The sequence below is a fragment of the Achromobacter sp. Marseille-Q4962 genome (assembly GCF_943737005.1).
Taxonomy (GTDB): domain Bacteria; phylum Pseudomonadota; class Gammaproteobacteria; order Burkholderiales; family Burkholderiaceae_B; genus Achromobacter.
This window is the reverse complement of record NZ_CALSFU010000026.1, coordinates 1-21,260: the sequence shown is the minus strand read 5'-3', so window position 1 is coordinate 21,260 and position 21,260 is coordinate 1. Positions and strand designations below refer to the sequence as shown.

Annotated in this window: 20 protein-coding genes; 13 read left to right on the top strand and 7 right to left on the bottom strand. The window is 69.8% G+C overall.

All coding sequences use genetic code 11. The features are described 5' to 3' along the window. Positions 1–100 precede the first annotated feature (100 nt). Complete coding sequence (locus NGJ44_RS19525; RefSeq protein ID WP_251865258.1) at positions 101–1,432, top strand: MFS transporter; 1,332 nt, start codon at positions 101–103, stop codon at positions 1,430–1,432. A 40-nt stretch (positions 1,433–1,472) separates the two neighbouring features. Here the strand turns inward: NGJ44_RS19525 and NGJ44_RS19520 are convergent, their stop codons facing one another. The 3 genes from NGJ44_RS19520 to NGJ44_RS19510 all read right to left on the bottom strand — a co-directional run bounded on the left by NGJ44_RS19520 (position 1,473) and on the right by NGJ44_RS19510 (position 4,858). After that, complete coding sequence (locus NGJ44_RS19520) at positions 1,473–2,474, bottom strand: aldo/keto reductase (RefSeq protein WP_251865256.1); 1,002 nt, start codon at positions 2,472–2,474, stop codon at positions 1,473–1,475. A gap of 72 nt (positions 2,475–2,546) precedes the next feature. Next, entirely contained in the window at positions 2,547–3,608 is a 1,062-nt protein-coding gene (locus NGJ44_RS19515; RefSeq protein WP_251865254.1) for a serine hydrolase domain-containing protein, read from the bottom strand. Positions 3,609–3,661: 53 nt separating this feature from the next. Then, on the bottom strand, positions 3,662–4,858 hold the full coding sequence (locus tag NGJ44_RS19510; protein ID WP_251865252.1) for a pyridoxal-phosphate-dependent aminotransferase family protein: 1,197 nt from the start codon (positions 4,856–4,858) through the stop codon (positions 3,662–3,664). A 207-nt stretch (positions 4,859–5,065) separates the two neighbouring features. On the opposite strand from NGJ44_RS19510, the gene NGJ44_RS19505 reads away from it, so the two are divergent. From NGJ44_RS19505 to NGJ44_RS19475, 7 genes are all read left to right on the top strand, one after another. Then, on the top strand, positions 5,066–5,812 hold the full coding sequence (locus NGJ44_RS19505) for a GntR family transcriptional regulator (protein WP_251865251.1): 747 nt from the start codon (positions 5,066–5,068) through the stop codon (positions 5,810–5,812). Between the two features lie 159 nt (positions 5,813–5,971). After that, positions 5,972–7,537 carry an ABC transporter substrate-binding protein gene (locus tag NGJ44_RS19500; protein WP_053246733.1) on the top strand — a complete coding sequence of 522 codons (1,566 nt, stop codon included), beginning with the start codon at positions 5,972–5,974 and terminating at the stop codon, positions 7,535–7,537. A gap of 49 nt (positions 7,538–7,586) precedes the next feature. Beyond that, positions 7,587–8,504 (top strand): ABC transporter permease, encoded by a 918-nt coding sequence (locus NGJ44_RS19495; RefSeq protein ID WP_053246734.1) that lies wholly within the window; start codon positions 7,587–7,589, stop codon positions 8,502–8,504. A 1-nt stretch (position 8,505) separates the two neighbouring features. Next, entirely contained in the window at positions 8,506–9,420 is a 915-nt protein-coding gene (locus tag NGJ44_RS19490; protein ID WP_053246735.1) for an ABC transporter permease, read from the top strand. Positions 9,421–9,422: 2 nt separating this feature from the next. Next, the gene (locus NGJ44_RS19485; RefSeq protein ID WP_251865319.1) at positions 9,423–10,412 is read left to right on the top strand and encodes an ABC transporter ATP-binding protein; all 990 of its coding nucleotides are present in this window, start codon (positions 9,423–9,425) and stop codon (positions 10,410–10,412) included. Then, positions 10,409–11,449 carry an ABC transporter ATP-binding protein gene (locus NGJ44_RS19480; protein WP_251865249.1) on the top strand — a complete coding sequence of 347 codons (1,041 nt, stop codon included), beginning with the start codon at positions 10,409–10,411 and terminating at the stop codon, positions 11,447–11,449. The genes NGJ44_RS19485 and NGJ44_RS19480 overlap by 4 nt, the downstream gene beginning before the upstream one ends. Further along, positions 11,446–12,873: a M20 family metallopeptidase gene (locus NGJ44_RS19475; protein WP_251865247.1), complete on the top strand. Its 1,428-nt coding sequence runs from the start codon at positions 11,446–11,448 to the stop codon at positions 12,871–12,873. Before NGJ44_RS19480 ends, NGJ44_RS19475 begins: the two co-directional genes overlap by 4 nt. 9 nt (positions 12,874–12,882) lie before the next feature. Here NGJ44_RS19475 and NGJ44_RS19470 read toward each other — a convergent pair whose 3' ends face one another. Continuing rightward, complete coding sequence (locus NGJ44_RS19470; RefSeq protein WP_251865245.1) at positions 12,883–13,485, bottom strand: TetR/AcrR family transcriptional regulator; 603 nt, start codon at positions 13,483–13,485, stop codon at positions 12,883–12,885. Positions 13,486–13,738: 253 nt separating this feature from the next. Here NGJ44_RS19470 and NGJ44_RS19465 point away from each other — a divergent pair, with 253 nt between their 5' ends. Both NGJ44_RS19465 and NGJ44_RS19460 read left to right on the top strand, forming a co-directional pair. Then, positions 13,739–14,257 carry a hypothetical protein gene (locus NGJ44_RS19465; protein ID WP_053246736.1) on the top strand — a complete coding sequence of 173 codons (519 nt, stop codon included), beginning with the start codon at positions 13,739–13,741 and terminating at the stop codon, positions 14,255–14,257. A 136-nt stretch (positions 14,258–14,393) separates the two neighbouring features. Then, entirely contained in the window at positions 14,394–15,365 is a 972-nt protein-coding gene (locus tag NGJ44_RS19460; protein WP_251865243.1) for a Bug family tripartite tricarboxylate transporter substrate binding protein, read from the top strand. Between the two features lie 30 nt (positions 15,366–15,395). Here NGJ44_RS19460 and NGJ44_RS19455 read toward each other — a convergent pair whose 3' ends face one another. Further along, positions 15,396–15,902, bottom strand: a complete 507-nt coding sequence (locus tag NGJ44_RS19455) for a 2-thiouracil desulfurase family protein (protein ID WP_251865242.1) — start codon at positions 15,900–15,902, stop codon at positions 15,396–15,398. Between the two features lie 33 nt (positions 15,903–15,935). After that, entirely contained in the window at positions 15,936–16,193 is a 258-nt protein-coding gene (locus NGJ44_RS19450; protein ID WP_251865241.1) for a hypothetical protein, read from the bottom strand. Between the two features lie 68 nt (positions 16,194–16,261). On the opposite strand from NGJ44_RS19450, the gene NGJ44_RS19445 reads away from it, so the two are divergent. After that, positions 16,262–17,083: an AraC family transcriptional regulator gene (locus tag NGJ44_RS19445; protein WP_251865240.1), complete on the top strand. Its 822-nt coding sequence runs from the start codon at positions 16,262–16,264 to the stop codon at positions 17,081–17,083. A 196-nt stretch (positions 17,084–17,279) separates the two neighbouring features. Here NGJ44_RS19445 and NGJ44_RS19440 read toward each other — a convergent pair whose 3' ends face one another. Then, entirely contained in the window at positions 17,280–18,749 is a 1,470-nt protein-coding gene (locus NGJ44_RS19440) for an NYN domain-containing protein (protein ID WP_502802153.1), read from the bottom strand. A gap of 583 nt (positions 18,750–19,332) precedes the next feature. Here NGJ44_RS19440 and NGJ44_RS19435 point away from each other — a divergent pair. Next, positions 19,333–20,196 carry a motility protein A gene (locus NGJ44_RS19435; protein ID WP_251865239.1) on the top strand — a complete coding sequence of 288 codons (864 nt, stop codon included), beginning with the start codon at positions 19,333–19,335 and terminating at the stop codon, positions 20,194–20,196. Continuing rightward, positions 20,193–21,215 (top strand): OmpA/MotB family protein, encoded by a 1,023-nt coding sequence (locus NGJ44_RS19430; RefSeq protein WP_251865238.1) that lies wholly within the window; start codon positions 20,193–20,195, stop codon positions 21,213–21,215. The genes NGJ44_RS19435 and NGJ44_RS19430 overlap by 4 nt, the downstream gene beginning before the upstream one ends. The last annotated feature ends 45 nt before the right edge of the window (positions 21,216–21,260 follow it).

The window sequence follows — 21,260 nt, the reverse complement described above, 5'->3', positions numbered from 1 at the left end:
GCGGACCGTCCGCCCGGCCCGGAGCAACCCATGACCTGATTCCGCAGCATCGGCCGAGCGCAGCGCAGAATGCCCGGCCTCCCACCAAAGGAGAGTAGACATGGCCAAGCAAAATGTAGCGGCGGTCCGCAAAGTGGTCGCTGCGTCGCTGATCGGCGCCACCATCGAGTGGTACGACTTCTTCCTGTATGGCGTCGTCGCGGGCATCGTGTTCAACAAGCTGTATTTTCCGGCCGGCGACCCCCTGGTTTCCACCATGCTGGCCTACACCACCTTCGCCGTGGGCTTCGTGACGCGGCCGCTGGGCGGGCTGATCTTCGGCCACTTCGGCGACCGCATCGGCCGCAAGAGCATGCTGGTGCTGACGCTGATGATCATGGGCGTTTCCACCTTTCTCATCGGCCTGGTTCCCACCTACGAGAGCATCGGCATCTGGGCGCCCATTCTGCTCCTGCTGCTGCGCGTGTTCCAGGGCATCGGGCTGGGCGGCGAATGGGGCGGCGCGGTGCTCATGGCCTACGAATACGCCCCGCCCGAGAAGAAAGGCTATTACGCCTCGCTGCCGCAGATCGGGCTGTCGATCGGGCTGTGCCTGGCCTCGGGCACCGTGGCGCTGCTGTCCACGCTGCTGACCGACGCGCAATTCATGGCCTGGGGCTGGCGCGTGGCGTTCCTGGTGTCCGCCGTCATGGTGGGCGTGGGCATGTACATCCGCCTGAACATCCAGGAAACGCCCGAGTTCACGGCGGTCAAGGCCAACAACGCCGAGAGCCGCATGCCGTTCATGGACATGCTGCGGCGCTATCCGGGCAATGTGTTCAAGGGCATGGGCGCGCGCTACATCGACGGCGTGTTCTTCAACGTGTTCGGCGTGTTTTCCATTTCTTACCTGACGCAGACCGTGCACATTACGCGCACCGAGGCGCTCACGGGCGTCATGGCGGCCGCGCTGGTGATGTGCTTTTTCATTCCGTTCTTCGGCCGGCTGTCCGACCGCATCGGGCGGCCCCGCGTGTATTTCTGGGGCTCGCTCGTCACGGCGCTGGCATCCTTCCCCGGCTTCTGGCTCATGCTCAACAGCCAGGGCAGCACCTTCCTGATCTGGATGGCCATCATCGTGCCCTTCGGCATTTTCTACGCGGCCGTCTACGGTCCCGAAGCCGCGCTCTTCTGCGAGCTGTTCGACGCCAAGGTGCGCTACACGGGGATTTCGTTCGTCTACCAGTTCTCGGGCATCTTCGCCTCGGGCATCACCCCCATCATCGCCACCGCGCTGCTCAAGACGGGCGGCGGCGAGCCCTGGCTGATCTGCCTGTACGTGCTGTTCGCCGGCGTAGTCTCGGCCTGGAGCGCGTGGCTCATCGGACGCGGCAAACCGGCGGACGATGCCTATGCCCCGATGGCCGGGCGGGGACTGCGCAAGGCGCTGTAGCGGGCGGGCGGCGGCCCCCGGGGCCGCCGCCGCGCCGCGCTCATGCCTTGCGGCCATGGAACGGATAGTTGGGATCGTTGTAGCCGTGGGTGGATGCGTGGCCGGGCGGCACCCAGCCGTCGACCAGGGCTTCTTCCTCGGCCGAAACGGCCACGTCGAGCGCCGCGTAGTAGTCCTCCATCTGCGCCAGCGTGCGCGGCCCGGCGATGACGGCGGTGACGATGGGATTGGCCAGCACCCAGGCGGTGGCGAAGTGGCCCGGCGCCACGTTGCGCCCCGCGCAATAGGCGCCGAGCTGCTGCGCGATGCGCAGCGATTCCTCGCGGAACTCGGTGGCCAGGATGCGCGCGTCGCCGCGCCCGGCGCGCGTGTCGGCCGCCGGCGGCTGGCCCGGCGCGTACTTGCCGGTGAGCACGCCGCGCGCGATGGGGCTGTACGGCACCACGCCCAGGCCGTAATGGCGGCAGGCGGGCAGAATCTCCACCTCGGGGCCGCGGTTGAGCATGTTGTAGTACGGCTGGCACACCACGGGCTGCGGCACGCCCAGCTCGCGGCACAGGCGCATGACTTCGGCGATGCGCCAGCCGCGGAAATTCGACAGGCCGAAGGCGCGCAGCTTGCCGGCGCGCACCAGGTCGCCCAGCGCCCACAGCGCCTCTTCCAGGTTTTCCTCGTGGAAGTCGCGGTGCAGGTAGAGAATGTCGAGGAAATCCGTGCCCAGGCGGGCCAGGCTGGCCTCCACGCCCTGCACCAGCCACTTGCGCGAATAGTGCGACTGGTTCGGCCCCTGCCCTATGGGGTTGCCGATCTTGCTCGCCAGCACCCAGTGGTGGCGCTGGTCTTTCAGCAGACGGCCCACCACCTCCTCGGAACGGCCTTCGTTGTACACGTCGGCGGTGTCGATGAAGTTCAGGCCGTGGTCGCGCGCCGAGGCGACAATGCGGGCGGCCTCGTCGTCGGGCGTCTGCTTGCCGAACATCATGGTGCCCAGGCACAGCGGCGAAACGCGCAGATTGCTCTGCCCCAAGCGTCGGTAGTTCATGGCGGTGTCTCCAGACGGGAAACGGCGGCGCACGATGCGCCGCCCCCGCACGAGTGTGCCAGAAAAGCGCCCTCAGCCGTGTTGCGGCCCGGCGTCCACGGCGGCCAGGATCTTGCCGAAGAGCGCATTCGCGTGGGCCGAATCGAGCCAGCGCACGATGACCACCATGCGCCGCTCGGGCTCGATCCACGTAAACGAACTGCCCGCGCCCACGCCGAAGAAACTGGACTCCGGCACGCTGGGAAACATGCGCCGGCCGGTGTTCAGCCAGATCAGGAAGCCGTAATAGGGCGCGATGTCGCAGGGCGTGCGCATGGCCTGTATCCACTCGCGCGACAGCACCTGCCGGCCCTGCGCGCGCCCCTCGTCGAGCAGCATCTGGCCGATCAGGGCCTGGTCGCGGGCGCTGATGGACATGCCGCCGCCCCAGTGCGAGCCGCCCGGCACCGACTGCACGCGCCTGCCGTCCAGGTCGACCCAGGCGTTGTCGTAGCCCACCCAGCGCCAGTTCTCGCTCACGCCGATGGGCCGCGTGATGGCCTCGCGGAACACGTCGGGCAGCGGCTGGCGGAACAGGTGCAGCAGGGCGTACGAGAGCTGGTTGATGCGCACGTCGTTGTATTCCCAGTACGTGCCGGGCCGCTGCAAGGGGCGCGCATCGCCCTTCTTGCCATCGGGCGGCGTGCCGAAGGTCACGGCGCGGTAGCGGTCGGCCTGGTCGGACACGCCGAAGCGCTCGCCTTCCCACTCGCTGGTCTGCTGCAGCAGGTGACGCCAGGTGATTTCGGCGTTCTGGCCGCTGTCGAAGCCGATGCCGGGCACGCGCCTGACCACCGGCTCGTCCACGTCGGGCAGCAGCCCGCGGTCGTGCGCCACGCCCGCCAGCAGCGCCAGGTACAGCTTGGCCACGCTGAACGTGAGGTCGGCGCGGTCGGGCTCGCCCCACTCGGCCAGGGTCTGGCCGTCGCGGCGCACCACGCCCGAAACCGGACCGCGGTCATGGATGGGCCCGAGCAGGCGGTTCCAGGGCGGCGGGTCGTTCAGGTGCACCCCGAAATTGCCCGAGATGCTGCGGTCCCAGGCGGATTCATGGTCATTGGCGAACTGGATCGCCTCCTGCATCAGCGCATTCATTGGTTTGGTCCTCGAAGAAATCCGTGTCCGGAAGCCGGGCTTGCCAGGACGTGTCAGCCCCGGGCGTCCCGCGGCGCGCGCGCCAGGAATTCCATGGCGGCCCGCACGCCCCCGCCGCGATGAGGCACGCCGGCCGCGGCCAGCCCCATTTCCACGCCGGCCAGCGTGCCGCACAGGGTGAGATCGTTGAAATGGCCCAGGTGTCCGATGCGGAACACGCGGTCCGACAGCCGGCCCAGCCCCTGGCCAAGCGACATGTCGAAACGCGCCAATATCGTCCTGCGCAAGGCGTCGGCGCCCTGCCCGCCCGGCATCAGCACGGCGGTGAGCGCCGGGCTGCAGGCGGCGGCGTCCGCGCACAGCACCTCCAGGCCCCAGGCGCGCACCGCGAGGCGCGCGGCCTCGGCGTGGCGGCGGTGGCGCGCGTAGACCCGCGGCAGCCCCTCGGCCTCCAGCATGGCAATGGCCTCGTGCAACCCATAGAGCAGATTGGTGGCGGGCGTGTACGGAAAATAGCCGTTCTCGTTGGGGCCGAGCATCTCGCGCCAGTCCCAGTACGAGCGCGGCAGCCGGGCCGACCCGGCGGCCGCCAGCGCGCGCGGCCCCACCACGTTGAACGACAGGCCGGGAGGCAGCATCAGCCCCTTCTGCGAGCCTGAAATGGAAACGTCCACGCCCCATTCGTCGTGGCGGTAATCGATGGCGCCCAACGAGGAAATCGTGTCCACCATGAGCAGCGCCGGATGGCCCGCGCCGTCGATGGCGGCGCGCACGGCGGCGATGTCGCTGGCGACGCCGGTGGAAGTCTCGTTGTGCACCACGCACACCGCCTTGATGCGGCGCGCGGCGTCGGCGGCCAGGCGCTCGGCGATGCGCGCCGGGTCCACGGGATGGCGCCAGTCGCCTTCGATCAGGTCCACCTCCAGCCCCAGGCGGCGCGCCAGGCGGCACCACAGGCTGGCGAAATGGCCGGTTTCGGCCATGAGCACGGCATCGCCGGGCGAAAGCGTGTTCACCAGGGCCGCCTCCCAGGCGCCCGTGCCCGAGGAGGGGTAGATGACCACCGGAGAGGCGGTCTGGAAGATGCGCTGCATGCCTTCGAGCACGGCCCTGCCCAGCGCGCCGAACGCCGGCCCGCGGTGGTCGATGGTGGGCTGGTCGATGGCGCGCAGCACGCGGTCGGGCACGTTGGTGGGCCCGGGGATCTGGAGAAAGTGCCGGCCGGACGGGTGGGAATGCAGAGTGAGCATGCGGGGCCTCGTGGGGTGCTTTTGTATACCAACGAAACGAACGCGACGACAAAGCATGGGCCCGCCCGCCGTGCATGGCGCGGCCCCGAAAGCATGCGTCACTCTATCCCATTGTTTTTGCGTGCATAACCTAGGGTATACACCCATGAATAAAGCGGTGGGCCACAGTTTATAGTTGCCGCAAACAAGGGGATTTTTTGTATACCAATGAGCCGCAGCACTGAACTGTTGCCCGACTCCGCCGCCGCCGGCGAGGCTGCCCCGCCCGTGGCGGCGCCCGCCGCCACGCCGGCGCGGACACTGCCGGCCAGCGTGGCCGGGCGGCTGCGCGAGCGCATCATCCAGGGCGAATTCCCACCCGGCAGCCGGCTGAACGAGCGCGCGCTCTGCGAACGGCTGGGCGTGTCGCGCACGCCGCTGCGCGAGGCTTTCCGCGTGCTGGCGGCCGAGGGCCTGGTCAGCATCGAGCCCAACCGCGGCGCGCAGGTGGTCGCCCTCTCGGAAGCCAACATCCGCGAAGCCTTCGAGGTGATAGGCGGGCTGGAGGCCATGTCGTGCCGCCTGGCCTGCGAACGCGCCACCGACGCCGAGATCGCCGAGATCCGCGCGCTCACCTACGAAATGATGGCCAGCCACGCGCGCCACGACCTGCCCTCGTACTTCCGCACCAACCGCGAGATCCACGAACGCATCAGCCTGGCGGCGCACAACAGCCTGCTCAAGCAGCTCTACGACGCGCAGAACGCGCGCATCCAGAACCTGCGCTTCGTGTCCAACGAAGACCGCCACAAATGGGACCTGGCCATGCGCGAACACATCGAAATGGCGCAGGCCCTGGAGGCGCGCGACGCCGACCGGCTGGCGGACATCATGCGCCAGCACCTCGAACGCAAGTGCGCCGCCGCGCTGCGCGCCCTGCGCCACCAGGCGGGCGGGCCGGCCGATTCCGATTGACCCGGGCCGCGGCGGGCGCGCGAGCGCCGCGCCGCGGCATCGACAGCAGTGACAGCTTCATGGGGACCGCGGGTTCCGCGCCGCAGGCGCCGGCTCCCGCGTTTCCGCAGCACCCGGCAGCATCCCGTTCCAAACCGCATGGTCCAGAGGAGCCTCGTCATGGCCGATTCCAACGTCACCCCCGCCGCACCGCCCCTTTCCCGCTTCCGCCCCCGGCTCAAGTTCCTGGCCGCCGCGCTGCTGGCCTGCGCCGCCCTGGGCGCGGGCGCCGCGCACGCCTCCAAGCAGGACGACACGCTGCGCATGGCGTACGACCAGGCGCCCGAAAGCGTGGACCCGTACTACAACAACGTGCGCATCGGCGTCATCATTGCCGCCAACGTGTGGGACACCCTGCTCTACCGCGACCCCATGACCAACGAGTACAAGGGGCAGCTCGCCAAGAGCTGGAAACAGGTCGACGACAAGACGCTGGAATTCGAACTGCGCCAGGGCGTGAAATTCCACAACGGCGAGGAGTTCGACGCCGATTCGGTGGTGTACACGCTGAACTTCGTGGCCGACCCCAAGAACAAGGCGGTCACCCAGCAGAACGTGGCCTGGATCGACAAGGTCGAGAAGATCGACAAATACCACGTGCGCCTGACCACCAAGGAACCCTTCCCGGCGGCCAAGGAATACCTCGCCACCACCGTGGCCATCCACCCCGCCAGGTACTACAAGGAAGTCGGCCCCAAGGGCATGAACGCCAAGCCCGTGGGCACCGGCCCGTACAAGGTGACGGACTACCAGCCCGGCAAGTCCATCACGCTGGAGAAGAACGCCGACTATTTCAAGGACTCGCCCAAGGCCCAGCCCAGGATCGGCAAGGTGGTCATCCGCTTCATCCCCGACCGCCAGACGCAGATGGCCGAGGTGATTTCCGGCGGCGAGGACTTCATCATGAGCGTGCCCAAGGACCAGGCCGAGCAGCTCAAGACCCTGCCCACGCTGCAGGTCGTGTCCGGCGAAACCATGCGCATCGTGTTCATGCAGATGAACATCCAGGATGGCTCGCCCGCGCCGCAGCTCAAGGACGAACGCGTGCGCAAGGCCATCATCCACGCCATCGACCGCGAATCCATCCTGAAGAATATCGTGGGCGAAGGCGGCGCGATCCTCAACGCCATCTGCACGCCCTCGCAGGTGGGCTGCACGCAGGACGTGCCCGCCTACAAATACGACCCGGCCCTGTCGAAAAAACTGCTGGCCGAGGCCGGCTACCCCAACGGTTTCGACATCGACATCCTGGCCTATCGCGAGCGCAACCAGACCGAGGCCCTCATCAACTACCTGCAGGCCGTGGGCATACGCGCCAAGCTCAATTTCCTGCAGTACGCCGCCATGCGCGACATGGTGCGCGGCGGCAAGGCCGCGCTCACGCACCAGACCTGGGCGTCCAACCTGGTGAACGACGCGTCGGCCTCCACGCCGGTCTACTTCGGCTTCGGCAATGACGACATCACCCGCGACCCGCAGGTGCGCGACCTGCTGCGCAAGGCCGACACCACCATCGACAGCGCCCGGCGCAACGCCGCCTACAAGGAGGCGCTCACGCGCATCGCCGAAAAAGCCTATGCCGTGCCGCTGTGGACCCTGCCCGTGTACTACGTGGCCAGCAAGGAAGTGAACTTCAAACCCTACCCGGACGAGCTGGTGCGTTTCTGGGACATGAGCTGGAAGTAAGCCGCGCCCCGGCGGCGCCCGCGCGCCGCCGGCCGCAAGGGGAACATCAATGCTGCAATTCACGATCAGGCGGCTGGGCCTGGCGCTGCTGGTGGCGCTGACCGTCTCGGTGCTGGCCTTCATGCTGCTGCACCTGTCGGGCGACCCCGCGCTGGCGCTGGCCGGCGAAGGCGCCCGGCAGGCCGACATCGACGCGATCCGCAAGGCCTACGGGCTGGACCGCCCCCTGCTGGTCCAGTATGCGGACTGGCTCTGGCAGATCCTGCACGGCGATTTCGGCACCTCGGTGTATTTCAAGACCGAGGCCGGCCCGCTCATCCTGTCCAAGCTGGGCACCACGCTCAAGCTGGGCGTAGGCGCGCTGGCCGTGGCGCTGGCCATTTCGGTGCCGCTGGGCGTGCTGGCCGCGATCTGCAAGGGCAGCCTGGTCGACCGCTTCTGCCTGGCAGTGGCGGTGCTGGGCCAGGCGCTGCCCAACTTCTTCTTCGCGCTCATCCTCATCATGCTGTTCGCGATTTCGCTGCGCGTGCTGCCGGTTTCGGGCAGCGGCACCTGGCAGCATTTCGTGATGCCGGCCATCGCGCTGGGCTACTACGTGGCGCCGGCCTTCATGCGGCTGATCCGCGCCGGCATGATCGAGGTGCTCTCGGCCGATTACATCCGCACCGCGCGCGCCAAGGGGCTGCCCGCGCGCACCATCATCTTCAAGCACGCGCTGCGCAACGCCATCGTGCCGGTGGTGGCGCTGGCCGCGGTGCAGCTCGGCTACCTGCTGGGAGGCTCGGTGGTCATCGAAACCATCTATGCGCTGGACGGCCTGGGCTACCTGGCCTACCAGAGCATCACCTACAAGGATTTTCCGGTCATGCAGCTCATCGTGCTGCTGCTGTCCGTCATCTACGTCCTGCTCACGCTGGCGGCCGACATCGCCAACGCCTGGCTGGACCCGCGCATCCGGGTGTCGTGAAATGAACGCTCCATTACCCGATTCCTCGCTTGCCCGGATCGCGCCGGAAGCGGCCGGACTCACGCCCGCGCGGCTGCGCTGGCGCCGCGTCTCGCGCAACACCGCGCTGCTCGCGGGCGGCGGCATCCTGCTGGCGATTCTGCTGGTGGCGCTCTTCGCGCCCTGGATCGCGCCGCACGACCCCTACTTCCAGGATCTCGCCTACCGCATGGCGCCGCCGGTCTGGTACGAGAAAGGCACCTGGCTGCACCCGCTGGGCACCGACCCGCTGGGCCGCGACTACCTCTCGCGGCTGCTCTACGGCGCCCGCATTTCGCTGCTCATCGGCGCCAGCGTGGCGCTGATCTCCGGGCTGATCGGCACGGCCATGGGCATGGCGGCCGGCTACTTCGGCGGCAAGGTGGACATGGCGGTGTCCTTTCTCGTCACCACGCGCCTGTCCATGCCCGTGATCCTGGTGGCGCTGGCCACAGTGGCCATGGTGGGCGGCTCGCTCTGGGTGGTGATCCTGGTGCTGGGCCTGCTCAAGTGGGACCGCTACGCCGTGGTCATGCGCAGCGCCACGCAGCAGGTGCGCTCGCTGGAATACGTGGCGGCGGCCCAGGCGGCCGGCGCCTCCACCTGGCGCATCGTGCGCGGCGAGGTGCTGCCCAACGTGGTGCCGCACCTTATCGTCATCGCCACGCTGGAAGCGGCCAGCGCCATCCTGCTCGAAGCCTCGCTGTCGTTCCTCGGGCTGGGGGTGCAGCCGCCGCTGCCGTCGTGGGGGCTGATGATCTCCGAGGCCAAGGCCTACATGTTCTTTTCTTTCTGGCTCATCGCCATCCCCGGCTCGGCGCTCGCGCTGCTGATCTTCGCCATCAACCTGGCGGGCGACGGGCTGCACCAACTGCTGACGCCCGAGGAGAAAGCATGACCATGAATCACGCGGAACCCGTCCTGGACGTGCAGGGGCTGAAGGTGGACATCGCCACGCCCCGCGGCACGCTGCACGCGGTGCGCGACGTTTCGTTCCAGGTGCGCCGCGGCGAAACCCTCTGTCTGGTGGGCGAGTCCGGCTGCGGCAAGTCGATGACTTCGCTGGCCGTCATGGGCCTGCTGCCCAAGGCGGCGCGCCGCAGCACGAGCCGGCTCGCCGTGCTGGGCGAAGACATCTCGCGGGCCCGCGCGCGCCGCGTCAACGCGCTGCGCGGCAACAAGATGGCCATGATCTTCCAGGAGCCCATGACGGCGCTGAACCCGGCCTACCCGATAGGCGACCAGCTCACCGAGCATTACATCCATCATCGCGGCGCAAGCCGCCCGCAGGCGCGCGACCGCGCCGTGGAACTGCTGGAGAAAGTCGGCATCGCCTCGGCCGGGCAGCGGCTGTCGCAGTACCCGCACCAGCTCTCGGGCGGGCTGCGGCAGCGCGTCATGATCGCGATGGCGCTGATGTGCGGCCCCGAGCTGCTCATCGCCGACGAGCCCAGCACGGCGCTGGACGTCACCATCCAGGCGCAGATCCTGCGGCTGCTGGCCGAGCTGCAGGCCGAGCTGGGCATCGCCATGGTGCTCATCACGCACGACCTGGGCGTGGTCGCGCGCATCGCGCGGCGCGTGGCCGTCATGTACGCCGGACAGATCGTCGAGCAGGGCCCGGTGGCCGAACTCTTCGCCGCGCCGCGCCACCCCTACACGCAGGGATTGCTCGACTGTATTCCCGTGCCGGGCCGCAACCGGCCGGGCGAGCCGCTGGGCACCATCGCCGGCGTGGTGCCCGCCCTGTACGGCGACCTGCCGGGCTGCGCGTTCTACCAGCGCTGCCCGCACGCCCAGCCCCGCTGCCGCGCCCCCATCGCGCTGCGCGGCGGGGCCGGAGCCCGCCAATGGCGCTGCGTGCTGCACGCGGAAGGAGGCCGGGCATGAGCGCGCCGGTTCTCTCTACCGACGAATACCGCAGCGCAAGCGGCCAGGCCGGCGCATTGCTGCAGGCCGAGGCGGTCGGCCGGCGGTTCAGCGTGCGCGCCGGCATGTTCCAGCCGCGCCGCGAACTGCACGCCGTCAACGGCGTGGACCTGGCCGTGCGGCGCGGCGAGGTGCTGGGCATCGTGGGCGAATCCGGCTGCGGCAAATCCACGCTGGCGCGCCTGCTGCTGGGCCTGATCCCGCCCAGCGAGGGCGCCGTCCGCCTCGACGGCCAGGACATCCGCCACATGGACCGCCGCGCGCTGGCGCGGCGCGTGCAGCCCATCTTCCAGGACCCGTATTCCTCGCTCAACCCGCGCCGGTCCATCGCCTCCATTGTGTCGCTGCCGCTGGAAGTGCACGGCATTCCCAACCCGCGCCAGCACAAGGCCATCGAAATGCTGGAGCGCGTGGGCCTGCCGCCGCGGCTGGCCCACAACAGCCCGGGCCAGCTTTCGGGCGGGCAGCGCCAGCGCGTGGCCATCGCCCGCGCGCTGGTCATGCGCCCGGAGATCGTGATCTGCGACGAGCCCACCTCGGCGCTGGACGTGTCGGTGCAGGCGCAGATCATGAACCTGCTCATGGAGCTGCGCCGCGATTTCAACCTCACCTACGTGTTCATCAGCCACAACCTGGCGGTGGTGGAACACATCGCCACCCAGGTGGCGGTGATGTACCTGGGCCGCGTGGTCGAATCGGCGCCCGTCGACCGGCTCTTCCGCGACCCGCGGCATCCCTATACCCAGGCGCTGCTGGCCTCGGTGCTGACGCCCGAGCCGGGCCTGGGAATACCCGACACCGGGCTGGGCCTGTCATTTCCCGATCCGCTGCATCCGCCGCCCGGCTGCCCGTTCCATCCGCGCTGCCGCCACGCCATGCCCCAGTGCAGGGAGGCGCGGCCAGCTTTGGCGCGGCCAGCTTTGGCGCGGCCGGACGGCGCCGCGGTGGCCTGCCATCTCTATCCGCCCGCCTCGACTTCCGGAGCCCTGCCCTCATGACCCGAAACCAAGCCCTGGCCCTGGCCGAACGCCGCTTCGACAGCGGCGAATTCCGCGACGTGCTGGCCCGCCGCGTGGCGCTGCCCAGCGAAAGCCAGAACCCCGAGCGCGCCGGTACGCTGGCGCAATACCTGGCCGAGGAAATCCAGCCCGCCTTCGAAGCCATGGGATTCCGTTGCCGCACCCTGACGCAAGCGCGCGCCCTGGCGCCGTTTCTCTACGCCGAGCGCATCGAAGACCCGGCCCTGCCCACCGCCCTGGGCTACGGCCACGGCGATGTGATCCGCGGCCTGGAAAAGGAATGGAAACCCGGCCTGTCGCCCTGGACGCTCACCGAGTCCGAGGGCCGCTGGTACGGGCGCGGCATCGCCGACAACAAGGGCCAGCACACCGTCAACATGGAAGCGCTGAGGCTCGTGCTCGAAGCCCGCGGCCGCCTGGGCTTCAATGCCAAGTACCTGATCGAGATGGGCGAAGAAACGGGCTCGCCCGGCCTGCGCGAGCTGTGCGAAGCGCACCGCGGCCTGCTGGCGGCCGACGTGCTCATCGCCTCCGACGGTCCGCGCCTGTCGCCGGCCCGGCCCACGGTGTTCCTGGGCGCGCGCGGCAGCATCAACTTCGATCTGGCCATCGAGGCGCGCGCGGGCGGGCACCACTCGGGCAACTGGGGCGGGCTGATCTCCAATCCCGGCATCCAGCTCGCCCACGCCATTGCGAGCATCGTGTCGCCCTCCGGCCAGATCCGCGTGCCGGAATGGGTGCCCGACGCGCTGCCCGATTCGGTGCGCCGCGCGCTGGCCGACTGCGACGTGGACGGCGGCGAAGACGGGCCGCTCATCGAGCCCGGCTGGGGCGAACCCGGCCTGACGCCGGCCGAACGTGTCTTCGGCTGGTGTTCATTCGAAGTCCTGGCCTGCAAGACGGGCAACCCCGACACGCCCGTCAACGCAATACCGCCGCGCGCCTGGGCGCGCTGCCAGCTGCGCTTCGTGGTGGGCATCGATCCCGACCGCATCCTGCCCGCGCTGCGCCGCCATCTGGACCGCCAGGGCTTTCCGTATGTGCAGATCCTGGAAACCGGCGAGAGCCTGTTCCGCGCCACGCGCATCGACCCGGACGACCCCTGGGTGCGCTGGGCCGCCGATTCGCTGGCCGCCACCTCCGGCAAGAAGACCGCGGTGCTGCCGAATCTCGGCGGCTCTCTGCCCAACGATATCTTCACCGACGTCCTGGGCCTGCGCACCGTGTGGGTACCGCACTCCTATCCTGGCTGCTCCCAGCACGCGCCCAACGAGCACCTGCCGCCCGGCCTGCTGCGCGAAGGGCTGCGCCTGATGACCGGCCTGTACTGGGACCTGGGCGCGGGCACGGCGCCCGCGGGCCGAAGAGGCGGCCCGGAAGGCGGCAGCCGAGGCGGCCAATAAAAAGCCGGCTCATCGCCGGCGCATTCCTTCCAGGAACAGGTCCGCGATGAAGGCGGCGCATCGTCGCCGCTCCTCCGCGTCCAGCGCCTTGCGCGTGAAGCGTTCGATCGCGCCCATGAGCGCCTGCGCGAACCACTCCGGCGACACGTCGTCGCGGAACAGCCCGGCCGCCTGCTCGGCCCGCACGTTGCCCGCGATCATGCCTTCCAGCTCGCCTTTGAGGGCGTCGGCCCGCTCGACCTGGAAAAAGCCGATGCGCGTCAGGTTCATGTCGTGCTGGAGAATGTCGAGCAGGCCGGCCACCCCCTGCGCCACGCGCCCGGCCACGCCTGCCTGCGGCGTGTCGTCGGGCAGGCGCGCGCACGCGATGGCCTGGCGCAGGCGCTGCGTGAACAGCTCCACCAGTTCGTCATAGGCCGCCTGCTTGCTGGCGAAATACTGGTAGAAAACGGGCTGCGTCACTCCGGCGCGCGCCACGATGTCGCTGATCCGGGCGTTCTGGAACCCGCGCTCGGCGAATTCCGCCGCCGCGACCTCCAGCAATTGCTGGCGCGTGCGCTCGCCCTTGGTGGGCGGCTTCTCGGCGGCAGGAAATTCAGGGCTTGCGATCATCGCAGGAAAATACCCTTTCCTGCTCATTTCCACCAGTAATTTCAATGACTTGTGCCGTCATATGGCGGACCGCGTTGTATGTTTTTCCTGGCATGCTAAGCAAGCGCCGCCCGTGGCGGGCCGGGACCGCGCCGGTCTGAAACCTTCTGAAATACCCGGCGCGGCCCGGCCCGCCACGGCGCCGCCAAAGCAGTAAAGTAAAGGGGTCCGCCGGGCCCCCGGGGCCGGGGCGGATTCATCAGGAGCAAGCATCATGAAGCGGTTTTCAGGCCGAGCCGCCAGCGTCGCGCTGGCGCTGGCCATGGCAGGTTCTCCCGCCTATGCGGGCGGCTACGGATGGCACGGCGGCCATGGCTGGCACGGCGGCTCGTCGCACCATCACCACGGCGGCGGCTCGGACGGCTGGTGGGTGGCCGGCGTCTTCGGACTGGCCGCGGCCGGGCTGCTGCTGGCGGCCAACTCCGGCCCGACCTACGTCCAGACCGGCGTCTATGCCCCCGGCGTGGCCTACACCAGCCCACCCGTCTACGCCGCGCCGCCGGCCGTGGCCTACGTCGAACCCCAGCCCCAGTATGCGCCGGTGCAGTACGAGCCGGCCAAGCCGGCGGACACGGCGCAGGCGCGCGCCGAAACCGACTGCCAGCGCTGGGCGGTGAACCAGAGCGGCTACGATCCGGCCACGATCTCCCAATGGACTACCCAGGTCATGGTCGACAGCTACAACCGCGCCCTGGACTCGTGCATGACGAGCCGCGGCTACCGGGCCAGATAAGCCTTCCTGGCGCGCGGGCTCCGCTGCCGATTGCCCGCGCGCTTCCCTTTGCGCATACTGCCAGCCGGCGCGCCGCACCGGCCGCCGCAACCCGGCGCGCGCCATTGCGGCGCCCGCCGCCATCACAGGGGAAAACATGTCCGGATTCAAGCGGATCGCCATGGCATGCGCGCTGGGCGCGATGCTGGCATTCAACGCGCAGGCCCAGGGCGTCGCCGACGCCAGGGCCATGACCATCGTCGTGCCCTACGGCGCCGGAGGCATCGTCGACAACACCGCACGCGCCTTCGCCGAGAAAATGTCGCAAGAGCTCGGGCGGCCCGTGGTCGTCGAGAACCGCGGCGGCGCCGGCGGCATGATAGGCATGAACGCGGTCGCCCGCGCGGGCGGCGACGATACGCTGGCCTTCAGCGCGGTCAGCCCGGTCACGCTGTCGCCGCACGTCATGAAAACCCTGTACGACCCGCTCAAGGATCTGGCGCCCGTGGCGTCCGTCATGTATTCGCCGGTCTACCTGGTGGGCGGGCCGCGCTTCCAGGGCTCCACCTTCCAGGACTTGCTGTCGCAGGCCAAGGCCGACCCGGGCGGGTTGTCGCTTGCGACGGCGGGCGTCGGCTCCCTGGGCCACCTCATGCTGGAGCAGATCAACAACCAGGCCGGCGTGCGCATCACCCACGTGCCCTACAAAGGCATGGCCCAGATGGTGCCCGACGCGCTGGGCGGCCAGTTCTCTCTGATGCTGGTCAATGCCTCGGGCCCGGTCAACGCCCTGATCGCCGAGGGCAAGCTCAAGCTGCTGGCCGTGGGCTCTCCCGCCCGCCTGCCCGGCCATCCCGACGCGCCCACCCTGGCCGAGCTGGGCTATCCCATGGCCAACATGACGTCCACCTTCGGCTTTTTTGCCCCAGGCGGCAGCACGCCCGCCTTCCGCCAGCGCATGAACGCGCTCATCAACAAGATCGCGGCCATGCCCGAGATCGAAAAACCGCTCGCCAGCGCGCTGAACATCATGTCCACCGGCACCATCGCCCAGTTCGAGGCCCAGATCCGCAAGGAATACGCCGACAACGGCAAGATCGTGCGGCAGGCCAACATCCGCGCCGAATAGCCGAACGCAAGCCGATATTCCCGCAAGCGCTCACCCCAGCAAACCGGCCTCCAGCTCGCGCAGGCAGGTTTGCGCCGATTCCCACTCGTGTTCGCTGAAGACCCGCAGCCCGGCCTGGCGCAGCAGCCAGGCCGTGACCCCTGCGCCGGGCTGGCGCGCGCCCGTATGGGTGCCGTCATACACGTAGCCGCTGCCGCACGAAGGGCTGCCTTCTTTCAGGACGGCGATGCGGATGTCCCGTTCGCGGGCGGCCTGCAGCGCGGCCCGAGCGCCGCGCACGAAGGCCGGGCCGGCGTCGCCGCCGTCGAGGGTGAGCACGCGGGCCCGCCCTTCCAGCACGGCGCGCGCGTCTGCGCCCGGCTCGATTTCCGCCGGCGGACGCGGCACGGGCAGCCCGCCGGCCATTTCCGGACAGAGCGCCACCACGCGTCCCTGCGCGCGCCATTCGGCGAGAACGGGATGGACGCGCGCGGCGCCCCGTCCGTCGTAGCGGACAGGGTTGCCGAGCAGACAGGAGCTGACGAGCACGTGGAACATGGACAGGCAAAGCGCGCGGCGAAGGCCGCCATGTTAACCGCCGGCGCGTTCCAGCCACTCGCGCAGCGCCGGGTCGCGCACCTGCATCACCTCGAACAGGCCCAGGGCGCGCAGGGCCGGCAGGGCCCGCAGGATGTCGCGCCGCGCCTGCTCGCGCGCCGGCCTGGACGCATGCGCGTCGCAGGCGGTGCGCGCATTGGCGAGAAACGCGCCCACCGTGCCCTTGCGCACGGCAACGCCGCCGATCTCGATCTGGTTGCGGTCGTCGGGAAGAATGTCGCTGGCCTGCATGGTTTGCTCCGCCGAGAGTGGGAAAGGCTTTACGATAACGGCGTTTTCGTGGCCTTTATGCCGCATTCATGCCTATCGATATCGTGAAACAGCCAGATTCCGAAGCGCCGCTTCCGCTGGTCGATCCCCGGCGGGCGGGGTCGCGCGGCGGCCCCGGCGCGTTTGCGGTGCGCCGGCTGCAGTCGGCACGGCGCGACACGGCCATGCACCGGCACGCGCGCGGCCAGTTGCTGGGGGTGGAACGCGGGCTGCTCACGATGTACGCCGGCCAGCGGCAATGGGTGTCTTCGCCCGCCGAAGCAGTGTGGATACCGCCGGATTGCCCGCATGGCATGCGCTCGCATGGGCCGTTCGAGGGCTACAGCGTCTACCTGAGCCCGGCGGCCTGCGCGGGGCTGCCCGAGGCTCCCTGCGCCCTGGCGGCCTCCTCCCTGCTGCTGGCCGCCGTCCATCGCGCGGCGAGCTGGGACGCGCCCGTGCTCGATGCGCGGCAGCGCCGCGTGGTGGAGGTGATCCGGGACGAGATACGGGGAGCCGCTCACACGGAGGGAGGGCTCGCCTTGCCGCGCGATCCGCGGCTGCAGCGGGTGGCGCTGGAGATTTCCAGCCATCCCGCCGATACCCGCAGCCTTGCCGAATGGGCGGCTCGGGCAGCCATGGCGCCGCGCACGCTGGCGCGGCGCTTCCAGGCGGAAACCGGCATGACGCTGGGCGCGTGGCGGCAGCGCGCCCGCCTGATGCAGGCCCGCGAGCGGCTGGCGGCCGGCCACAGCGTCACGGCCGTGGCTCTGGACCTCGGGTACGACAACATCAGCGCCTTCATCGCCATGTTCAGGCGGGAAACCGGCCTCACGCCGGGGCGCTATGCCAGCCTGGCCGTGAGGGGGTGAGGACGGCCCGGCGGGAGCATCGGGCCGCCTTCGTGCTGCGCACTCCGGCATTCGCCCTTGGGGCGGCCCGGCGGGCTCATCGGGCCGCCTTCGCGCTGCGCGCTCCGGTATTCGCCCTTGGGGCGGCCCGGCGGGCTCATCGGGCCGCCTTCGCGCTGCGCGCTCCGGTATTCGCCCTTGGGGCGGCCCGGCGGGCTCATGCCCCCTCCTCGGACGATGCCGATTTGCGTGGGCGGCGTCCGCCGGCGGCGCGCTTGCGGGCGGGTTTGCCGGCGGCGGTTTCGGGCTGGGGTTGAGGCTGGAATTCGGTCTGTCCGGCGGCGGCCGGGGCCTCGGCGGGCGCTTCCGCGGCTGGGGCTGCGGTTTCGGCGGCGGGGGGCTGCGCGGCGGTGCGCGCGGTTTTCCTGGCCGTTCTGGCCGGCGTCTTGCGGGCGCTCTTCTTGCGGGCTGGCTCGGCCGCCTCCGCCGGCGCGGGCTCGGCGCTTTGCGCCGGGCCGGCCGCGGGCGCGGCGGGCGGCGCATCGTGGCCCGCACCGGAGCCCGTTGCCGCATGGCCCACATCGTGACCCGCGCCCTGCCCCACATCCCGGCCCGTCGCTTCCCGGCCCGCAGGCTCCCGCTCCAGGCCGCCCGGCGCGCCGTCGGCGGCCCGGGACGCATCACGCGGCGCCGATTCCCGGTCGCCGGCGGATTTTCTGCGCTCGCCCCGGCCGCGGCGTCCGGACCGGCCCGCCTCGGCATGCCTGCCCGCGTCCTGGGGTTCCGCCTGCGAAACCGCAGCCGGAACCATGGCCGGAGCCGGGTCTGGCTGGCCATGGACCGGGCGCGCCTCGATAGCCGACGCGGCGTCGCGCCATACGTAGGTGCCCGACTTTTCTTCGCGGCCTACTTCCAGCAGCCCGCGCGACTGGGCTTCTTCGAGCAGGTTGCCGAAAGCGCGGAAGCCGTAGTACGACTCGTTGAAATCCGGACGCCGGCGCTTGAGCGCGTCCTTCAGGGCCGAGGCCCAGATCTTGCCGTTTTCGCCGCGCTCGGCCAGCAGATCGTCCAGCGTCTCCACCACCATGTCCACGGCCTGGCTGCGGCGGGCTTCCATTTCTTCCTTGCGGCGGCGCTCCTCGTCGGGCGTGCGCCGCTGCGCGCCGCCGGCCGCCCGGCTGTCGCGCCGCGCATCGGCGGCGCGGCGCGTTTCGCGCGCCAGGTCGTCGTAGAAGATGAACTCGTCGCAATTGGCGATGAGCAGGTCCGAGGTGGACTGTTTGACGCCCACGCCGATGACTTTCTTGTCGTTCTCGCGCAGCTTGGAAACCAGCGGCGAAAAGTCCGAGTCGCCGCTGATGATGACGAAGGTGTTGACGTGCGACTTGGTGTAGCAGAGGTCCAGCGCATCGACCACCAGCCGGATGTCGGCCGAGTTCTTGCCCGACTGGCGCACGTGCGGGATTTCGATCAGCTCGAAATTGGCCTCGTGCATGGGCGCCTTGAATTCCTTGTAGCGCTCCCAGTCGCAATAGGCTTTCTTGACCACGATGCTGCCCTTGAGCAGCAGCCGCTCCAGCACGGGCCGGATGTCGAACTTCTGGTACTTGGTGTCGCGCACGCCCAGCGCCACGTTCTCGAAGTCGCAAAAAAGCGCCATGCTGACGTTTTCGTTGGCTGCATTCATTCCATTCTCCGGTGTCGCGGCGCAGCATGGCGCGCGCCGCAGGATGGCGGACATGATATACAAGTCCCTTTCCAGGCCGCTTTTTCCCCGCCTTGCCTGTCCCGCCGCTTCCCGAGCTGCGCACCGCGCGGCTCGTCCGGCTGCCGCTGGCCGCCTCCGACGCGCCCGCCATCCAGCGCATCTTCCCTCAATGGTAGGTGGTGCGCCACCCGGCCGACGCGGTGTCCTGGCCCCAGCCCGCCGACGGCGCGCGCCCAGGCATGCCGCCAACCTCGCGTCGCGGCGCGTGTCGGCGCCCGGCGGCATGCGGCTGGCCGGGCGCGTCACGCGCGGCTGCGTATGCGGCGAAGGCGAAGCGGAGATCCGGGAAATCACCCGCGAAGAATGGCTCCCCCCGGCGGGCTCTGGTAGCGCTGGAAAGCGTCCCTTTTTTCCGCGGCGGCCCAAGCGACCGCTTACCGCCTTTTTTGCCCCGTTTTCCTTCGGATTGAGCGGGCGCCGCGCTGGCTAGAATGCCTCGAACCCGGCGCTGCGCACGCTCGCGCCCTCCCGTCCCGGGACTGCCCCGCACACGATCCGAACCATGAATCCGTCTACCGTCATCGGCGCCGCCGTCGGCCTTTTCACGCTGGTCATCGTGGTGGCCCTGTCCGCCACCGATCCGGGCCTGTACTTCAACCTGCCCGGGCTGGCCATCGTGCTGGGCGGCACCTGCGCCGCGCTCTTCATTGCCTATCCGCTGCCCGAGGTGCTGCGGGTGTTCAGGCTGGTGGGCACCGTGTTCCGCCGCGACCGCCACGATCCGCAGCGCGACATTGACGAGCTGGTCGCCCTGGCCCAGCTGTGGATGAACGCCGACGTGCACAAGGTGGAGCAAGCGCTCAAGAAGGTCACCAACCCGTTCCTGCGCACGGGCGTGCAGCTCATCATCGACAACACGCCCGAGGACCAGATCATCGAGCTGCTGCAATGGCGCGTGGCGCGGCTGCGCGCGCGCGAACAGGCCGAGGCGCAGATGTTCCGCGTGATGGCGACCTTCGCGCCGGCCTTCGGCATGCTGGGCACCCTGGTGGGCCTGGTGAACATGATGGCGGTGCTGGGCGACGGCAGCATGCAGACCATCGGCCAGCAGCTCGCCATCGGCCTCATGACCACCTTCTACGGCATCCTGGTGTCCAACCTGGTCTGCAAGCCCATCGCGGTCAAGCTCGAGCGCCGCACCGCCAAGCGGGTGGAATCCATGAACATGGTGCTGCAGGGCATCGCCATGATGTGCGAGAAGCGCGGCCCGGCCATGGTGCGCGAAACGCTGAACTCCTTCGCCATGCACGTCGAAGACGAAATCTACGACGGCGGCGAAGCGGCCCAGGCCGCGCCGCGCCAGGCGCCCGCCGTCTCCCGGCCCGCCGCCGTTCCCGTCGCCCGCCCCGCTGCCGCCCGCCAATGAGCCTGATTTCTCCCACCCTGGCCGAGCGCATCGAACAGGCCCGCCAGGCCCAGCTGCGCGCGCAGAAGGCCGCCCGGCAGAAGGGCTGGCGGCTGGACCGCGAGCAGATGCAGAGCCGGCAGGCCCGCTGGCACGTCGAGGAGCCGGCCGAACCGGACTCCGAAAACTGGCTGCTCAGCTATCTCGATCTCATCACCCTGCTGCTGGCCATGCTGGTCGTCATGCTGGCCGTGGTGCGCCTGCACGGCGGCTGGCGCGAGGCCGGGTCCAAGACGCTGGACCTGGTGGGCTCGGTGGACGCGCGCGGCCTGCCGGCCTATGACGGCGAATACGCCCGGTTCGACGCGCCCCGCATTCCGGCCGCCTGGGCGCACCTGCCCGAGCCCGGGCCGCGGCAGGACGAGGCCGCGGCCGCGCCGGCAGCCGACACGCAGGACGGCACGGTCGTCGCCCCGCCCGCGCCTGCGCTCAAAGCGCCCTCCAAGGAATCGCTGGGCCTGGCCGACCTGGGCGATTCGGTCGACGTCATCATCAACGCGCAATCGGTGAGCTTTCGCATCAGCAACGAGCTGCTGTTTCCATCCGGACAGGCCACGCTCAGCCCCTCCGGCCTGGACCTCATCAAGCGCCTGGCGCGCATACTCGAAAAGAATGACTACCCGGTGTCGGTGGAAGGCCACAGCGACAACGTGCCCATCCTCACGCGCCAGTTCGCTTCCAACTGGGAGCTCTCGGCCAGCCGGGCGACCAGCGTGCTGCGCGAACTGGTGAGCGACGGCATCGCGCCGCAGCGCCTGCGCGCAGTGGGCTACGCCGACACCCGGCCGATCGACGGCAACGATACGGCGGCCGGCCGCGCAGCCAACCGCCGCGTGGAACTCATCATGGACATCCCGCCGCACGGGCCCGCCGGCACGGCCCAGGCGGCCGGCGCTTCCGCCGAACCGGCCGCCGCCAGCGCGCCGGCGCAGACGGCACAGGCGGCGCAGGCGGCGTCCGCGGCCCAGGCAGCCCGCTGAACCCCGCCGCGCGGCGGCGGCCCCGCCCTCGCCCGCGGTTTGCGC

What these genes read in the sequence shown, in the direction of transcription:
- NGJ44_RS19525 (WP_251865258.1), top strand. Translation starts at nt 101, where the DNA reads ATGGCCAAGCAAAATGTAGCGGCGGTCCGCAAAGTGGTCGCTGCGTCG.
- NGJ44_RS19520 (WP_251865256.1), bottom strand. Translation starts at nt 2,474, where the DNA reads ATGAACTACCGACGCTTGGGGCAGAGCAATCTGCGCGTTTCGCCGCTG.
- NGJ44_RS19515 (WP_251865254.1), bottom strand. Translation starts at nt 3,608, where the DNA reads ATGAATGCGCTGATGCAGGAGGCGATCCAGTTCGCCAATGACCATGAA.
- NGJ44_RS19510 (WP_251865252.1), bottom strand. Translation starts at nt 4,858, where the DNA reads ATGCTCACTCTGCATTCCCACCCGTCCGGCCGGCACTTTCTCCAGATC.
- NGJ44_RS19505 (WP_251865251.1), top strand. Translation starts at nt 5,066, where the DNA reads ATGAGCCGCAGCACTGAACTGTTGCCCGACTCCGCCGCCGCCGGCGAG.
- NGJ44_RS19500 (WP_053246733.1), top strand. Translation starts at nt 5,972, where the DNA reads ATGGCCGATTCCAACGTCACCCCCGCCGCACCGCCCCTTTCCCGCTTC.
- NGJ44_RS19495 (WP_053246734.1), top strand. Translation starts at nt 7,587, where the DNA reads ATGCTGCAATTCACGATCAGGCGGCTGGGCCTGGCGCTGCTGGTGGCG.
- NGJ44_RS19490 (WP_053246735.1), top strand. Translation starts at nt 8,506, where the DNA reads ATGAACGCTCCATTACCCGATTCCTCGCTTGCCCGGATCGCGCCGGAA.
- NGJ44_RS19485 (WP_251865319.1), top strand. Translation starts at nt 9,423, where the DNA reads ATGAATCACGCGGAACCCGTCCTGGACGTGCAGGGGCTGAAGGTGGAC.
- NGJ44_RS19480 (WP_251865249.1), top strand. Translation starts at nt 10,409, where the DNA reads ATGAGCGCGCCGGTTCTCTCTACCGACGAATACCGCAGCGCAAGCGGC.
- NGJ44_RS19475 (WP_251865247.1), top strand. Translation starts at nt 11,446, where the DNA reads ATGACCCGAAACCAAGCCCTGGCCCTGGCCGAACGCCGCTTCGACAGC.
- NGJ44_RS19470 (WP_251865245.1), bottom strand. Translation starts at nt 13,485, where the DNA reads ATGATCGCAAGCCCTGAATTTCCTGCCGCCGAGAAGCCGCCCACCAAG.
- NGJ44_RS19465 (WP_053246736.1), top strand. Translation starts at nt 13,739, where the DNA reads ATGAAGCGGTTTTCAGGCCGAGCCGCCAGCGTCGCGCTGGCGCTGGCC.
- NGJ44_RS19460 (WP_251865243.1), top strand. Translation starts at nt 14,394, where the DNA reads ATGTCCGGATTCAAGCGGATCGCCATGGCATGCGCGCTGGGCGCGATG.
- NGJ44_RS19455 (WP_251865242.1), bottom strand. Translation starts at nt 15,902, where the DNA reads ATGTTCCACGTGCTCGTCAGCTCCTGTCTGCTCGGCAACCCTGTCCGC.
- NGJ44_RS19450 (WP_251865241.1), bottom strand. Translation starts at nt 16,193, where the DNA reads ATGCAGGCCAGCGACATTCTTCCCGACGACCGCAACCAGATCGAGATC.
- NGJ44_RS19445 (WP_251865240.1), top strand. Translation starts at nt 16,262, where the DNA reads ATGCCTATCGATATCGTGAAACAGCCAGATTCCGAAGCGCCGCTTCCG.
- NGJ44_RS19440 (WP_502802153.1), bottom strand. Translation starts at nt 18,749, where the DNA reads ATGAATGCAGCCAACGAAAACGTCAGCATGGCGCTTTTTTGCGACTTC.
- NGJ44_RS19435 (WP_251865239.1), top strand. Translation starts at nt 19,333, where the DNA reads ATGAATCCGTCTACCGTCATCGGCGCCGCCGTCGGCCTTTTCACGCTG.
- NGJ44_RS19430 (WP_251865238.1), top strand. Translation starts at nt 20,193, where the DNA reads ATGAGCCTGATTTCTCCCACCCTGGCCGAGCGCATCGAACAGGCCCGC.